This is a genomic window from Paenisporosarcina sp. (genome assembly GCF_057785155.1).
Genome location: NZ_JBYNRN010000035.1, coordinates 68,916 through 81,991 on the forward strand (window position 1 = coordinate 68,916; position 13,076 = coordinate 81,991).

General features: G+C 36.3%; 21 protein-coding genes. 11 read left to right on the forward strand and 10 right to left on the reverse strand.

Features of this window, described 5'->3' with window-relative positions; genetic code table 11:
* The first annotated feature begins 132 nt into the window (after nucleotides 1-132).
* The 3 genes from AC3EA5_RS13240 (at nucleotide 133) to AC3EA5_RS13250 (ending at nucleotide 2,688) form a co-directional block, all read left to right on the forward strand.
* A complete protein-coding gene (locus tag AC3EA5_RS13240) occupies nucleotides 133-1,107 on the forward strand; it encodes a proline dehydrogenase family protein (protein ID WP_488608768.1) in 975 nt (324 codons plus the stop codon).
* A gap of 449 nt (nucleotides 1,108-1,556) precedes the next feature.
* The gene (locus tag AC3EA5_RS13245) at nucleotides 1,557-2,183 is read left to right on the forward strand and encodes a YfbR-like 5'-deoxynucleotidase (RefSeq protein WP_488608769.1); all 627 of its coding nucleotides are present in this window, start codon (nucleotides 1,557-1,559) and stop codon (nucleotides 2,181-2,183) included.
* 94 nt (nucleotides 2,184-2,277) lie between these two features.
* Nucleotides 2,278-2,688, forward strand: a complete 411-nt coding sequence (locus AC3EA5_RS13250) for a DUF2177 family protein (protein WP_488608770.1) — start codon at nucleotides 2,278-2,280, stop codon at nucleotides 2,686-2,688.
* A 40-nt stretch (nucleotides 2,689-2,728) separates the two neighbouring features.
* Here the strand turns inward: AC3EA5_RS13250 and AC3EA5_RS13255 are convergent, their stop codons facing one another.
* The gene (locus AC3EA5_RS13255) at nucleotides 2,729-3,022 is read right to left on the reverse strand and encodes a DUF3817 domain-containing protein (RefSeq protein ID WP_488608771.1); all 294 of its coding nucleotides are present in this window, start codon (nucleotides 3,020-3,022) and stop codon (nucleotides 2,729-2,731) included.
* Between the two features lie 120 nt (nucleotides 3,023-3,142).
* Nucleotides 3,143-4,018: an AraC family transcriptional regulator gene (locus AC3EA5_RS13260; protein ID WP_488608772.1), complete on the reverse strand. Its 876-nt coding sequence runs from the start codon at nucleotides 4,016-4,018 to the stop codon at nucleotides 3,143-3,145.
* Between the two features lie 169 nt (nucleotides 4,019-4,187).
* Here AC3EA5_RS13260 and AC3EA5_RS13265 point away from each other — a divergent pair, with 169 nt between their 5' ends.
* Nucleotides 4,188-4,517 carry a CHY zinc finger protein gene (locus tag AC3EA5_RS13265; RefSeq protein WP_394191032.1) on the forward strand — a complete coding sequence of 110 codons (330 nt, stop codon included), beginning with the start codon at nucleotides 4,188-4,190 and terminating at the stop codon, nucleotides 4,515-4,517.
* Between the two features lie 10 nt (nucleotides 4,518-4,527).
* Here AC3EA5_RS13265 and AC3EA5_RS13270 read toward each other — a convergent pair whose 3' ends face one another.
* The 3 genes from AC3EA5_RS13270 to lepB are packed head-to-tail and all read right to left on the reverse strand — an operon-like array spanning nucleotide 4,528 to nucleotide 5,995.
* A complete protein-coding gene (locus tag AC3EA5_RS13270) occupies nucleotides 4,528-4,950 on the reverse strand; it encodes a DUF1801 domain-containing protein (protein WP_488608773.1) in 423 nt (140 codons plus the stop codon).
* Nucleotides 4,951-4,998: 48 nt separating this feature from the next.
* Nucleotides 4,999-5,421, reverse strand: coding sequence for a GNAT family N-acetyltransferase (locus tag AC3EA5_RS13275; protein ID WP_488608774.1), 423 nt, complete (start codon nucleotides 5,419-5,421; stop codon nucleotides 4,999-5,001).
* Nucleotides 5,422-5,434: 13 nt separating this feature from the next.
* Complete coding sequence (gene lepB, locus AC3EA5_RS13280; protein ID WP_488608775.1) at nucleotides 5,435-5,995, reverse strand: signal peptidase I; 561 nt, start codon at nucleotides 5,993-5,995, stop codon at nucleotides 5,435-5,437.
* A 169-nt stretch (nucleotides 5,996-6,164) separates the two neighbouring features.
* Between lepB and AC3EA5_RS13285 the strand changes: the two genes are divergently transcribed.
* The 3 genes from AC3EA5_RS13285 (at nucleotide 6,165) to AC3EA5_RS13295 (ending at nucleotide 6,897) form a co-directional block, all read left to right on the forward strand.
* A complete protein-coding gene (locus AC3EA5_RS13285) occupies nucleotides 6,165-6,383 on the forward strand; it encodes a DUF1659 domain-containing protein (RefSeq protein ID WP_394191024.1) in 219 nt (72 codons plus the stop codon).
* Nucleotides 6,384-6,403: 20 nt separating this feature from the next.
* A complete protein-coding gene (locus AC3EA5_RS13290; protein WP_394191022.1) occupies nucleotides 6,404-6,613 on the forward strand; it encodes a DUF2922 domain-containing protein in 210 nt (69 codons plus the stop codon).
* A gap of 155 nt (nucleotides 6,614-6,768) precedes the next feature.
* Nucleotides 6,769-6,897: a YvrJ family protein gene (locus AC3EA5_RS13295; protein ID WP_394191020.1), complete on the forward strand. Its 129-nt coding sequence runs from the start codon at nucleotides 6,769-6,771 to the stop codon at nucleotides 6,895-6,897.
* 85 nt (nucleotides 6,898-6,982) lie between these two features.
* Here AC3EA5_RS13295 and AC3EA5_RS13300 read toward each other — a convergent pair whose 3' ends face one another.
* From AC3EA5_RS13300 to AC3EA5_RS13310, 3 genes are all read right to left on the reverse strand, one after another.
* Entirely contained in the window at nucleotides 6,983-7,651 is a 669-nt protein-coding gene (locus AC3EA5_RS13300) for an ABC transporter ATP-binding protein (RefSeq protein WP_394190888.1), read from the reverse strand.
* Between the two features lie 3 nt (nucleotides 7,652-7,654).
* Nucleotides 7,655-8,722: an ABC transporter permease gene (locus AC3EA5_RS13305; RefSeq protein ID WP_488608776.1), complete on the reverse strand. Its 1,068-nt coding sequence runs from the start codon at nucleotides 8,720-8,722 to the stop codon at nucleotides 7,655-7,657.
* Nucleotides 8,723-8,846: 124 nt separating this feature from the next.
* Nucleotides 8,847-9,209: a rhodanese-like domain-containing protein gene (locus tag AC3EA5_RS13310; protein WP_488608777.1), complete on the reverse strand. Its 363-nt coding sequence runs from the start codon at nucleotides 9,207-9,209 to the stop codon at nucleotides 8,847-8,849.
* A gap of 306 nt (nucleotides 9,210-9,515) precedes the next feature.
* Between AC3EA5_RS13310 and AC3EA5_RS13315 the strand changes: the two genes are divergently transcribed.
* From AC3EA5_RS13315 to AC3EA5_RS13330, 4 genes are read left to right on the forward strand one after another with little or no spacing between them, the layout of a single operon-like run.
* Entirely contained in the window at nucleotides 9,516-10,301 is a 786-nt protein-coding gene (locus tag AC3EA5_RS13315) for a transporter substrate-binding domain-containing protein (RefSeq protein WP_488608778.1), read from the forward strand.
* Nucleotides 10,302-10,340: 39 nt separating this feature from the next.
* Nucleotides 10,341-11,000, forward strand: a complete 660-nt coding sequence (locus AC3EA5_RS13320) for an amino acid ABC transporter permease (protein ID WP_394190880.1) — start codon at nucleotides 10,341-10,343, stop codon at nucleotides 10,998-11,000.
* On the forward strand, nucleotides 10,993-11,715 hold the full coding sequence (locus tag AC3EA5_RS13325) for an amino acid ABC transporter ATP-binding protein (protein WP_488608779.1): 723 nt from the start codon (nucleotides 10,993-10,995) through the stop codon (nucleotides 11,713-11,715). Before AC3EA5_RS13320 ends, AC3EA5_RS13325 begins: the two co-directional genes overlap by 8 nt.
* A 40-nt stretch (nucleotides 11,716-11,755) precedes the next feature.
* Nucleotides 11,756-11,941 (forward strand): hypothetical protein, encoded by a 186-nt coding sequence (locus AC3EA5_RS13330; RefSeq protein WP_488608780.1) that lies wholly within the window; start codon nucleotides 11,756-11,758, stop codon nucleotides 11,939-11,941.
* Nucleotides 11,942-11,985: 44 nt separating this feature from the next.
* Here the strand turns inward: AC3EA5_RS13330 and AC3EA5_RS13335 are convergent, their stop codons facing one another.
* Together AC3EA5_RS13335 and AC3EA5_RS13340 are read right to left on the reverse strand one after the other, a co-directional pair.
* Nucleotides 11,986-12,354, reverse strand: coding sequence for a DUF2188 domain-containing protein (locus AC3EA5_RS13335; protein ID WP_488608781.1), 369 nt, complete (start codon nucleotides 12,352-12,354; stop codon nucleotides 11,986-11,988).
* 60 nt (nucleotides 12,355-12,414) lie between these two features.
* The gene (locus tag AC3EA5_RS13340) at nucleotides 12,415-13,062 is read right to left on the reverse strand and encodes a VC0807 family protein (protein WP_488608782.1); all 648 of its coding nucleotides are present in this window, start codon (nucleotides 13,060-13,062) and stop codon (nucleotides 12,415-12,417) included.
* Between the last annotated feature and the right edge of the window lie 14 nt (nucleotides 13,063-13,076).

Below are 13,076 nucleotides of genomic sequence, written 5' to 3' on the forward strand. Positions count from 1 at the left end.
AATTTTTGTAATAGGAATGTTCGTTAAAAAGATTTATAATAAGACCTAATCATGATTCACATGATCCTATACCGATTCTTATTAATTGTAAGTAAGATCACATAGAATGATTTATTTTCAGGAGGAAAAAACATGTTAAAAGATGTATTCATGGCGTTATCAAAAAACCAATTGCTAACGACTGCTGCAAAAAAATATGGTCTTAAATTAGGTGCGCAAACGGTAGTTGCAGGGACGAATGTTGAACAGACGATTAAAAGCATTCGCGAATTAAATGCACTAGGAATTAGTGCAACAGTCGATAATTTAGGTGAATTCGTCTTCGAAAGAGAAGAAGCAATTAAAGCAAAAAATAGCATCTTGGAAGTAATCGAAGCAATTCATAAAAATGAAGTTGATGCACATATTTCACTTAAACCTACACAATTAGGATTAGATATCGATTATGATTTCTGTTACGAAAACTTAAAAGAAATCGTTGCCGCTGCAAGTAAATACGACATGCATATTAATTTAGACATGGAAGACTACGGTCACCTTCAGCCTTCTTTTGACTTGATGGATGCTTTATTAAAAGAATACAGCAATGTCGGAACAGTTATTCAAGCTTATTTCTTCCGTGCTCAAGATGACATTGAGAACTACAAACATTTACGTTTACGTATCGTAAAAGGTGCTTATAAAGAGCCTGCTGAATACGCATACCAAACAACTCAAGATATTGATGCCAATTTCATTAAATTAATTGAGTACCATTTGTTGAATGGTAATTTCACGTCAATTGCAACACATGACCACAACGTGATTAATCACGTAAAGAAATTTGTTGAAGAAAATCAAATCTCTAAAGATAAATATGAATTCCAGATGCTATATGGCTTCCGCAAAGATATGCAAGTATCCTTAGCTAAAGAAGGTTATAACTTCTGTACGTATGTACCTTTTGGAGATGACTGGTATGGCTACTTCATGAGAAGATTAGCTGAACGTCCACAAAATCTTAACTTGGTATTCAAACAAGTATTTAACAAACGTACAAATACAACAATCGGCGTATTTGCTGGTGCATTAGCATTAAGTAAATTAGCTTCTAAAAAGAAAAAATAATGATTCAAAAAGGCCGCTAGTCAGTGAAAACTGACTAGTGGTCTTTTTTAGTGGCTCAGTTAGAATTTTGGGGTTCTTGGTTAGAATTATCGAGGTCTCAGTTAGAATTTTGACACTCTCAGTTAAAGAAATCGCCTTCTTAGTTGTAATTGTTCAACAGGATATGCCCACAGTAAAGGCTGCGTAAGCGAAGCGTGCAGCATCAATTAATGGTTTAAGATCTTAATTGCCCCGCCCGCTAAAGCTTGGACGGTGTTTCTGTTTGGGGAATAGTGGCTCAGTTAGAATTTTGACCATCTCAGTTAGAGAAATCGTCATCTCAGTTGTAATTGCATAGCTCCTTGATTTTAAAAAAATTCATAGGATGCATGTTTCGACTCACGGGGTATACTAGAAAGAATCTAACAATAGACGTTCAGATGATGAACAATAGAAGGGGCGATTATTTCATGGGAATCCATAGATTTTTCACAAGTATGAATGACTTGGAACGTATTATTCGTTGTCCGGGTAAGTTTAAATTCGAAGAACATAATGTAGCAGCCCATAGTTGGAAAGTATCACAATATGCTATGTTTTTCGCAACGATCGAAGAGAGAAATGGTGAAGTGATTGATTGGAAAGCACTTTATGAGAAAACCATTAATCATGACTTTGCCGAAGTGTTTATTGGCGATATTAAAACTCCGGTGAAACATGCTTCTCCTGAACTGAAGCAAATGATTGCTCACGTAGAAGAAAAAATGATGGAAAAATTTATTGTTGAAGAGATTCCTGAAGAATTTCAAGCGGTTTTCTTTGATCGAATGAAAGAAGGAAAAGACGCCACAATCGAAGGACGAATTTTAGAATTTGCTGATAAGCTCGATCAATTCTATGAATCCTTTGCAGAGTTAAAGCGAGGGAATACAGACCCTGAATTCGTCTTAATGTATCAAGAAGCTTTAACAAAATTATTAAATTTACCATTACCTGCAAGTGTAGATTACTTCCGTAATGTGATGTTAGAAGATGTTAAAAAAGAAGAAACGGCTCTAGATGTAAAAGCTTTTACACTTAAAGTTTTAAACAGTTAAAAAGACAATGTGTTTTCACCGATTGTTACAAGTCGATTTTCATAGCCTTCGTTTGATACGATTCTCTTACAAATAAAGTGATAAGGACGTGAAAATGAACATGGCAAAACATTTGAAAATCTATGGTTTAACACTTGTCGTTTTTTTCTTGGTCGACATTGTTTGGCTAGCATTTATTTCTACTAAATTATATGAAGATCAAATTGGTTTTTTATTAAAAGATGACGTTAATTGGTTAGCTGCTGCACTTTTTTACTTATTGTATATTGCAGGATTAGTGTTCTTTGTCATTCGACCTTCCACCGAACAAAAGAGTGTTCGATATGCTTTATTGGCGGGCGGATTTTTTGGGCTTGTGACTTATGCAACGTATGATTTAACTAATCTCGCAACATTAAGTGACTGGCCCATATTCATTACGGTAGTCGATTTACTTTGGGGTACTTTTTTAAATGCTGCTACAGCTGCAATAACTGTGTATTTAGTATTGAAAAGACAAAAGTAGACAATGAAAACACCAGTAGATTAGATCTACTGGTGTTTTTTTAAGCCATTTCTAATTTTTGAAGTCGGCGATCTAAGATAATATTCCCAAACGGGATAAACGCGACAATAACAGCAATTACGCTATATATAAATGGCCATTTAACCACAAATGTCATGTAAGCAATGAATAAACAGTACGTGACAAATAAAAACCCATGAATCGCACCAACTACACTAACTGCTTCTGGAAAATCAAAAAAATATTTCAATGGCATCGCTAAAAATACTAATATTAATAGAGAACCTCCCTCTATTAAACCCATCGTACGAAACTTGTCTAGTGGTCTTTTCATCGTTATAACCTCCCGCTTCTACATCGTTCATTATAAATAGTCCACGAGAAGGTGTACAGAATTGCAACGACAATTAAACAAAATTCGTCCTCATGACATTCAAGGTTCTGCCACATTTACTTATTTTGATTCTTTATTTACTACTGGTATCCAAATCTCTGAATAGTAATCAGCCTTGGTGGCATTATCATTTGAATAGACTTCTAATTCAGCTGATCCACTTGGACGGTATGAGCTAGATGGGAACCATTCACTATAAATCTTTTCCCACATCGTTTGGATCGCTTCCGGCATCGGACCAACCACTTCAAATATTGCGTATGTTGCTGAAGGAATTTCAAACGCCTCATATCTTTCTGGAATCTCATTACCTTCCATTGCTGCGGCAATCCAATATTCCATTGTGCTTGTTGACGTTTCCATCATGCGACATACACCTAACATCCCTTTAACTGCCCCATTATTCAAATGGGTCAATTCATCATTGATGCCATTTTGATGAACTTCTTGCCACATTTTCGGAATCTCTCTCGTATTTTCTCCATTTCCACATGAGAAAGTCCTCTTCACACCTACAATTTGAAAAGCTTCTTTTTCTTCAATTCTTACCTTCATTGGATATGCTCCTTTTAACTGAACTGAGATGATTAAACGATTATACGTGATCAATCCTTTTTGCGAAGAACGAGCATCACTTGGTGACATGCCGTGTTGTCTCTTGAATGCTTTGGCGAACGCTTCTGGTGTTTCATAACCATATTTTAATGCTACATCAATTACTCGAACGGAAGTTAATGCTAGCTCCTGCGCAGCCAGAGTCAATCTCCGTCGCCGCACATATTCCATCACACTAATATCTGTAAGAACCATAAAAATTCGTTGGAAATGAAAGACTGAAACATTTGCTGCCATTGCTGCATCTTCCACATTGATTTCCGAATCTAAATGATCTTCCAAATAATCGATTGATTTCTGTAGCGACTCTATCCAATTCATGTAATCACCTCGTATATCCACTTTAACTTTTTTTCGAAACAAACACCTGTCAATAGCTGCTTTCATATGACAGGTGAAAAAGATTATGGATGCAAGCATTTTTGACAAGTAGTATACTTTTGGAAACGATTTTCTTTCAGTATGAACAATTAATTTTGGAGGACTTTAAATGATTATTCACGGACACCTAGTAAAAGGCAATGATGTTGACAGTGAAACACGTTGCCATCATTACCATTCTGAAATAGACCGAATCGCTATCAAGTTTTATTGTTGCAATACGTACTATCCTTGCTTCTCTTGTCACGATGAATTTGGTTGCGAGTCACCACAAGTTTGGCCTATTAGTCAATTCGATCAAAAAGCCATTTTATGTGGTTCTTGTGGACATGAACTGACGATTGAAGACTATCTATCTTGCAACTCTACTTGTCCTTCGTGCAAAAGTTCGTTTAACCCAGGGTGTAGTCTTCATAAACACCTCTATTTTGAAGTGTAATCAAAGACTCTCAAGTTGTTGAATATAAATCTTGTAGAAATGAAATAGACTGGGTAATTAATTCCTTTAAAACATCAACATCGATATCGTCTATTTTATTGAAATAAACACAGGCCTTACCAGATGTGTGCTTTCCGAATTTCTGAAGTAACTCTTCACGTTTTGTATCGCCTGTCGCAAAATACAAACTGATTTTAGCTTTCCTTGGCGAGAACCCAACAAGTGGTGCATCACCTTCATGACCCGTTGGATATCTGTAGTGGTAACTCCCAAACCCAATAATGGAGGGACCCCACATTTTAGCTTCATGACCTGTTGTTTCTGTGAAAATATCTAATAACCTATAGGCATCTTCACGTTTTTTAGGACTTTCAACCGCTTCAATAAACTCAATGACACTGTGATTTGTTTCCTTTGTTTTTTGTTCATACATGGGTAACACAGCTCCTTCTGGTAAGGTTTTCATTCACTTCAATAAAAGTTAAAGTAATTTTTTCGCTAAATAATATTGATTCATCGAATCCGTTGGATGATTTTCAATCACTCCAACTATTTTATATCCACAAGCGACATAAAAGTCCGGCGCCTGAAAGCTAAAAGTATCTAATTGAATAATACGGCATTTATTTTCTTTTGCTATTTCCTCTATATTCTTTATTAACTCTTTTCCATAACCTTTTCCTCGAAGAGATTCATCTACCCATAGAAAATCGATATGTAAGCAATACCAGTTAATATTTCCAGTAATACCTCCAACAATATCCCCTTGATCATTTCTTAGGATTGAACTAACCTTTTTCACAGCATGTTTTACTTCCTCAGGTATTTTTGTGAGATTATACTCAATGAGTTTTTTTCGAATATAGTCACTATCTACTTCATTCCACTGATTCGTTGTTTTCATGTGTTCCTCCTATTTACTTTACATGACCCATTTCATTAATCGGCCAAAAGACAACATTAGTGTCTCCAATAATCTCTTTAATGGAAACCAATCCAATTTCACGGCTATCTAAACTATTTCTTCGATTATCTCCCATTACAAAAACATACCCTTCCGGAATGATTGATTTTTGAGTATATTCTTCCAATGTAAAGTCTTCCGTTAAAGTTCCTGAAGGCAATTGTGCTTTAAATGAATCTAGATAAGGTTCTTCTTGTATTTCACCGTTTATATATAGCTGGTCATTCTTATACGCAACGTGATCACCAGGCAATCCAATCACACGTTTTACATAATCTTTTTCTTGTGAGGCATGGAATACGACGATATCAAATCGTTGAAGTTCTCCAATTTGGTAGCCAATTTTATTTACAACCATTCGCTCGCCATGTTCTAAAGTGGGCATCATGGATTCTCCATCTACTACGATCGGTGTAAATAAAAAATAACGGATAATAAATGCGAGTCCAAAAGCTATTATTAATGCCTTCGACCATTCCCAAATCTCATTTTTCGGTTTTTTTGTTTGTTCCATTAATAAAAGACCCCTTCTCTATGCCCTAGTTTTAATCCCTATATTAATAAGAATACCAAATCCTCTCTATTCCGTATCTAAAGATTCAGATATTTTCAGCTTTATTTTCCAAACTTGTCCACTTTTCATAACTTCCTTTCTATGTATGTTATGAAAGGAGGTGGTAAACATGGCAAACATCGAATTTAAACAAGGGATTGTTCGATTGACGTTTGAAGCAGGTATGACTCAAGATGGGAAGGTTATCAGAAAATCGAAATCATATCGCAACGTAAATGAAGCGTCTACAGCAGATCAGTTATTAGATGTCACAACGATTTTAGCTGGATTCTCATCTCGTCCATTATTAGCTGCAGAAAAGATTGAAACAGGAAACATCCAAAACTAATTTGAAAGGGGAAATGACCAATGGCGAAAGTTTTAGAAATGCTGTTTAATACAGCTCAAGGTAAAAAGTTTACGATTTCGGTGGACGAGCCACGTGCAGACCTTACTGGAGCAGAAGTAGTAAGTGGTATGCAAGGCGTGTTAGCTAGCAATGTCTTTTACGCAGACGGTGCTAACTTAGTCTCTGCTGATCAGGCACGTATTGTTGAACGTAACGTAACTGAATTGTAATCAAAACATAGCTTGCACCCAGAATTGGTGCAAGCTATGTCTATTCAAATACTGATATCCAAAAATCCACACTTTCATATCAGTATAAATGGCTGCCACAATTTCCTTGTGTGCAGCCTTTTTCACACATTATCTTAAAAAAAGGAGGAAAACAAATGAACGAATGGCTTACTGTTATCCAAGAAGTTGGGTTTCCGATTTTCGTGTCCTTCTATTTGATGCACCGTGTCGAAACGAAACTTCAATTAATCCATGAAGCCTTAATTTCATTAAAAACCATGTGAAAGCAATGAATTTACGCTTACCAATATTCTTCTTCTAAATCAGTAAAGACAAAAGGACCTTCCCATCGGAAAGGTCCTTTTATTATTATTGTAAGGCAAGTACACCATCTGTCATTTTGAATACTTTATCACAATAATCGATGAGGCGAGTATCGTGAGTTACGACAATCGTTGTTGTATTTTTATTCTTCGTTTCTGTTTGCAAAAGCTCCATTACTTCATATGCTCGATCTGAGTCAAGAGATGCTGTCGGCTCATCTGCTAAGAGGATGGATGGGTTACTATATAAGGATTTGGCGATTGCCACACGTTGTCGCTCACCACCCGATAAATCTGATGGATATTTTTGCTTCAAGTCATAAATCCCTAAATCATTATACAATTGCTCTAACTCTTCCTTCGTCATATTGCCTTTTTTCACCTTATCGAGCAACCGCATTTGGTTGTCAACCGTTAGGAACGGAACAAGATTTGAAGACTGCAGAATAAAACCAATTTCTTGTAATCGAATATTTGACCTCTTCTTTTCAGCCAGCTTTGTAATGTTTTGATTGTTAATAATCACTTCTCCACTAGTAGGAGTTTGCAGACCTCCAGCAACGGTTAAAAATGTACTTTTCCCCGAACCGGAAGGACCGATGACCGCAATCAATTCACCCTTTTCAGCTTTAAACTCTGTTTCTTTCATAGCCTCTACTTTTTTATGACCTTCACCAAATGATTTCGTAACTTGATTTAATTCCAATACAGCCATGGTTTAGCCCCCTATCGCTTTCAGTGGATCAATTTTCACAATGGTCCAGACAGAAAATACTGCGCCCACTATGGCAACTGCTATTAATACTAGTCCGTAAATCATCATGGTTACAAGGTCAAAGGCTACAGGAACTGCCGCGGGTAGAAATGCTCCCGTTAACAAAGTTAACCCAAAACCTACCACTACCCCAATTGCTGCTAATATAAATGTTTGGGCAACAACAGAATTCGCAAGATATCGGTTTGAAATCCCTTGTGCTTTCATTACACCAAACATACTTATTTTTTGTACTGTTAAAACATAAAGGAATATAGCCACAATCACAGATGAAATAACAAATAAGAAATAAATCATAAACGTGAGTGTTAAACTTTGTTCCGTATAACCAGGTAGATTTTCGATAAATGTTTCGGTTTCAATTAATTCAAAGTTATCGTCAATTGTTACTTTCGACAGATCGTCCGTTCGAATAACCGCTGCATTAATTTGGTTCTCATTTTCGCCAGCTGCCTCACCGAATTTCACTCGTTGGAAAGTCGATAAATCGCCATACAACACTGGTGCTGCATTAAATCTTGCTGACTCAGTAAATCCGACAATTTTCAACACTTCATCCGTAGATGATAATTCTAATTCATCGCCGAGTTTAAATCCTTCTTCTAGTAATGTATCACTGGCAATGACTTCATTTTCATTTGAGAAGCTTTCACCTTCAGTTACTTCAGGCATAATAAAGCTCTCTTCTTCAATCCCAAAAATGGCGACGTTTGCTTTATTTTCTGCACTTGTGGCAACCGCGTTTAATTGGCCAATAATAGCAATTTCATTCGCATCAATCGCGTCTGCATCTTCAATTGTCATTGAAGATTGAGGCATGCTCTTGTCCGATTCCTCTGTTAAAACGATCCCCGTAGCATCCCACTTATCTACCGCTTCTCGATTCAAGCTCTCTAGTCCGTTTGCCAGACCAGATAAGAAAAACACTAAATAAGAAACAAGCATTAAAACACCCGTGATTAATACAAATCGGAGTTTGTTTTTCTTAATTTCATTCCACGCCAAAAACATCGCTTCACATCCTACTAAATGAATTTATGTATCTTTCATTTAGTATGCTCAAGTGGGCAAATGAATACAACTTATAGAATTAGTTAATATGCTAAAACTTGAAATACCTAACAATTCGTCGAGACTATTCGATTTCCCCAGTCCAAGACGACATGCCTTTAGAAACATTTAAGATTGAGAATTCTTCACCAGTAAGGATTTCGCTAGCTTCTTTAGATCGATTGCCACTTTGGCAAATTACCACGTACTTTTCACTTGAATCCAAACCTTCAAAGTTACCAGCTTTCAATTCAGAAAGTGGCTTATTTTCTGCACCAACGATATGTCCCATGTCATATTCAGACGGCTCTCTAACATCTAACACTTGGTACCCTTCCTCGATTTTTTGTGGAATTGTATTTATTTCAATCGTTTCATAGCTATTTTCTGATCCACATGCAGCAAGAAATAATGTAACGATGGCAATCAAAACTAATAATTTTTTCATATTTTCCTCCAACATTCGTATTTGTTTCTAATCCTTATTTTAATGATACAAAGCCTCCTGTCAAAACATATACCCTGCGGGGTTTTATTCAACAATGAATCAAGTTGTTTTTTATGCATATTTATTCAACCAATCATTTCGAGTAAACTCTTTCAGCACCTTCAACCTCTCAAATATAGCTAATCAATCAATAGTTTTCAGAATTATGGAACTTTTAATTTTTGAATAAAAATACTATACACGTTATAAATAGCGTGTTAAAATCCATTTAATCACATAAATATACATTAACAAGGAGGGATATACATGTTGAAAAAATGGGGTCTAGTAGGAACGATAACAATTAGTGCAATGCTTCTTGGTGCTTGTGGAGAAGAGTCTTCTACAAATGAGGATGCAAACTCTTCAAATGATGGGGAGAAAAAGGTAATAGAAATGGCAACTTCAGCTGATTTCCCACCGTTCGAGTCACGAGATGTTGAAGGGAACTTTGAAGGTTTTGATATCGATTTAGCTAATTACATCGCCGATGAATTGGGATATGAACTAAAAATTCAAGATATGAAATTTGATGGCTTAATTGGTGCATTGCAAACAGAACGAATTGATATGGTGTTATCCGGTATGTCAGCAACAGATAAACGTAAGGAAAACGTCGATTTTTCTACAGAATACAATCATTCAGGTGAAATGTTTATTACACTAAAAGATTCGGAAATTAAAACGATCGAAGACTTAAAAGGCAAATCACTTGGCGTTCAATTAGGCACAATTCAAGAAGATGGTGCTAAGAAAATTCAAAAAGAAACGGTAGATTTTGAAATGAAAGCGGTGGATAACTCAAACGTTTTGATTCAAGAATTATTGTCTAAAAAAATTGATGTTGCTTATATGGATAAGGCTGTAGCTCAAGGGTACATCGAAGAACAAGGCTTAGCTGGATTCAACGATCCAACAAGTAGCTCCCCTGGTATGGCAGTAGCATTCCCTAAGGGTAGTGAACTGGTTGACCAAGTAAATGAAATCTTAAAAGAAGCTGAAGAAAACGGCAAACTACAAGAATTAAAAGACAAATGGTTGAAAGAAGAATAAGTTTGCGTGAAAGTAAAATATAGAAATGAGGTGTAAGGCATGAATTTAGACTTTGGTCAAATCACGCCTTATATTCCTTTTATGTTAGAAGGAATTTGGGTAACGTTAAAATTTGTATTTGTTGCATTGATTTTTGGGTTTATATTAGGAACACTCTTAGCATTATGTAAGATTGGTTCGATTAAACTATTAAATTGGTTTGCCATCGTTTATACATCCATTTTTCGAGGCACGCCATTAATCCTTCAGTTGATGATTTTCTATTTTGCTATTCCGCAACTGACTGGCTATGATATTTCTCCATTTTTATCAGCTATTTTAGCTTTTGGACTAAATTCAGCTGCATATATATCTGAAATTATTCGAGCGGGAATTCAAGCTGTCGATAAAGGCCAAACAGAAGCTGCTATGGCATTAGGTATCCCTTATAAACAAATGATGAAAGACATCATTTTACCGCAAGCTTTTAAAAATATTTTACCTGCGCTTATGAACGAAGTCATCACCTTGACGAAAGAGTCTGCTCTTGTATCAACGATTTCAGTATTAGACTTAATGCGTCGTGCTCAAGTAGTGGGATCAGACATCTACCGTAGTTTTGAACCTTTGCTTTTTGTCGGATTCATTTACTGGTTGATGGTCTTTGTTCTATCCTCCATTGGAAAAGTGATTGAAAGGAGGTTGAAGGTCAGTGATTAAAGTTGAGAATCTATCCAAAAGCTTTGGGAAAAATGAAGTGCTAACCAATATTTCGACACAAATTTCAAAAGGCGAAGTTGTCGCTATAATCGGTCCTTCCGGCTCCGGAAAATCAACTTTTCTTCGATGCTTAAATGTTTTAGAGACTCCTTCATCAGGAAAAATTCTCGTTGAAAATCAAGATTTAACCGATTCAAAAACACCGATCCATAAAATGCGCCAAAAAATTGGTATGGTCTTTCAACATTTTCATTTGTTTCCACATATGACGGTTTTAGAAAACTTAACCTATGCACCAATGAAAGCAAAAGGCGTGAAAAAACAAGCAGCTGAACAAAGCGCTCGAAACTTGTTGCACAAAGTAGGCTTGTCTGAAAAAGAATCCGCTTATCCGAGCAGCCTTTCTGGCGGTCAGAAACAACGTGTGGCAATTGCTCGTGCACTAGCTATGGAACCTGAACTTATGTTGTTCGATGAACCAACATCAGCCCTTGATCCTGAGATGGTGAAAGAAGTATTGGATGTTATGAAAGACCTCGCGAAATCAGGAATGACCATGATTGTCGTGACACATGAAATGGGTTTTGCTCGTGAAGTCGCCGATCGCATTCTGTTCCTAGATCACGGTGTCTTACTTGAAGAAGGCAAACCAAACGACTTCTTCATTAATCCAAAAACTGAAAGAGCAAAAGACTTTTTGGATAAAATTTTATAATTACATTTGGAAGCTTCTGCTGCGGCAGAGGCTTTTATTTTTGTCTCGAAATATGTGCATTCTCGATTTGGCGGTTGGTATTCAAGGATTGGATGCGGTTGTTCTCCATTTGGATGGTGCTATTCTCGAATTCGAGCACCCGATTCAAGGATTCGAGTACCACATTCTAAAATTCATGATTTTCAAACAATTCAACACCCTTGAATTAGTGGCTGTGGATTTCTAGGCGACCATCAAAAAAGGCCACCTCTTAACGAGGCAACCTCAACATCAATCTACTTCATACAAGGTATCTTGCAAGGATCCGTCTTCATGATAAACCTTCAACACACCATTTTTTTCATTTACATATGGTTTGGCTTTTTCGAGTATTGCATCCTTAGTTTTGTCTACAAAAATGGCTTTCTTGCTCGATTCTTTCGTTAATTGCCACCCATCGGTATGTGCGTTCACTTGATAGACCTCTTGCTTCTTGTCGCCAGTGACATATTCTCTAGCCTTTTCAGTGGCGATGGCAATGGCTCTTCCTTCCTCCATACCATCCTCAAGTAATGCATTGGCAATTTCGATTGCTTTATTCCTAACATCTGCATTCAAGTTATTAAATGAATCTGGGTAATCATTTTTATTCCAAGGCATAGAAATCCTCTCCTTTTTTAGTAATAAGAGTTCCCTATTCCTTTTCAATAAAACATTAAATTACGTTTCTGCAAGATCAGCTTGCACTTTCTTAATCAATTCAGGCGAGTCTTGTATCACTTTACTTACATAGAAAAACCCGATAACAGTTACGCCGGTTATTACCCAACCTAATACTTGTTTTAATAATATTCCTTTATCAAAAACCTCGACTCCATACTCTAAGATTAACCATGAATTAAGACCTGCGAACAAACCGCTTCTTAAAGCTAAAATAAGCGTAATTCCTTGGAAAATAAGAAATAGAGGTTTGTGATAAAATAAATGCTTACTAAATTTCCGATCATGACCTTGTAATTCAGCCACATCTAATGCGAAATAGAGTGCTAGCGGATGTTTAAATAGCATCGTTCCTAAAAAAAACACGCCCATAGCAAGTGAATAAAATACGTTATTCCATAGAAGTCTTAGTGCAGATCCTGATAATAAGTCAATAACAGTTCCAATGACTAAAGTCGCCAAAATAAAAGTCCCGGTAACATTCAGTTTCTTCGTTTGTTTAAATCGATATAAGGTATAAATAATGCCTGGCACACTCGTTAACAACATGGCATAGTAGTCACCAACATGGTCGCGTAACACATGCCATACAAATAAGGGCAAAGCTAAATAAAAAATTAAATCGAGCAAGATAACGTTGTTTTTCATCTACAAAATCCTTC

Bases quoted from the DNA above. Each gene is read 5' to 3' on its own strand.
- AC3EA5_RS13285 (WP_394191024.1), top strand. From the start codon at position 6,165: ATGGCAAACATCGAATTTAAACAAGGGATTGTTCGATTGACGTTTGAA.
- AC3EA5_RS13300 (WP_394190888.1), bottom strand. From the start codon at position 7,651: ATGGCTGTATTGGAATTAAATCAAGTTACGAAATCATTTGGTGAAGGT.
- AC3EA5_RS13305 (WP_488608776.1), bottom strand. From the start codon at position 8,722: ATGTTTTTGGCGTGGAATGAAATTAAGAAAAACAAACTCCGATTTGTA.
- AC3EA5_RS13275 (WP_488608774.1), bottom strand. From the start codon at position 5,421: ATGAAAACAACGAATCAGTGGAATGAAGTAGATAGTGACTATATTCGA.
- AC3EA5_RS13290 (WP_394191022.1), top strand. From the start codon at position 6,404: ATGGCGAAAGTTTTAGAAATGCTGTTTAATACAGCTCAAGGTAAAAAG.
- AC3EA5_RS13320 (WP_394190880.1), top strand. From the start codon at position 10,341: ATGAATTTAGACTTTGGTCAAATCACGCCTTATATTCCTTTTATGTTA.
- AC3EA5_RS13255 (WP_488608771.1), bottom strand. From the start codon at position 3,022: ATGAAAAGACCACTAGACAAGTTTCGTACGATGGGTTTAATAGAGGGA.
- AC3EA5_RS13340 (WP_488608782.1), bottom strand. From the start codon at position 13,062: ATGAAAAACAACGTTATCTTGCTCGATTTAATTTTTTATTTAGCTTTG.
- AC3EA5_RS13315 (WP_488608778.1), top strand. From the start codon at position 9,516: ATGTTGAAAAAATGGGGTCTAGTAGGAACGATAACAATTAGTGCAATG.
- AC3EA5_RS13260 (WP_488608772.1), bottom strand. From the start codon at position 4,018: ATGAATTGGATAGAGTCGCTACAGAAATCAATCGATTATTTGGAAGAT.
- AC3EA5_RS13250 (WP_488608770.1), top strand. From the start codon at position 2,278: ATGAACATGGCAAAACATTTGAAAATCTATGGTTTAACACTTGTCGTT.
- AC3EA5_RS13245 (WP_488608769.1), top strand. From the start codon at position 1,557: ATGGGAATCCATAGATTTTTCACAAGTATGAATGACTTGGAACGTATT.
- AC3EA5_RS13265 (WP_394191032.1), top strand. From the start codon at position 4,188: ATGATTATTCACGGACACCTAGTAAAAGGCAATGATGTTGACAGTGAA.
- AC3EA5_RS13270 (WP_488608773.1), bottom strand. From the start codon at position 4,950: ATGTATGAACAAAAAACAAAGGAAACAAATCACAGTGTCATTGAGTTT.
- AC3EA5_RS13240 (WP_488608768.1), top strand. From the start codon at position 133: ATGTTAAAAGATGTATTCATGGCGTTATCAAAAAACCAATTGCTAACG.
- AC3EA5_RS13295 (WP_394191020.1), top strand. From the start codon at position 6,769: ATGAACGAATGGCTTACTGTTATCCAAGAAGTTGGGTTTCCGATTTTC.
- AC3EA5_RS13310 (WP_488608777.1), bottom strand. From the start codon at position 9,209: ATGAAAAAATTATTAGTTTTGATTGCCATCGTTACATTATTTCTTGCT.
- lepB (WP_488608775.1), bottom strand. From the start codon at position 5,995: ATGGAACAAACAAAAAAACCGAAAAATGAGATTTGGGAATGGTCGAAG.
- AC3EA5_RS13335 (WP_488608781.1), bottom strand. From the start codon at position 12,354: ATGCCTTGGAATAAAAATGATTACCCAGATTCATTTAATAACTTGAAT.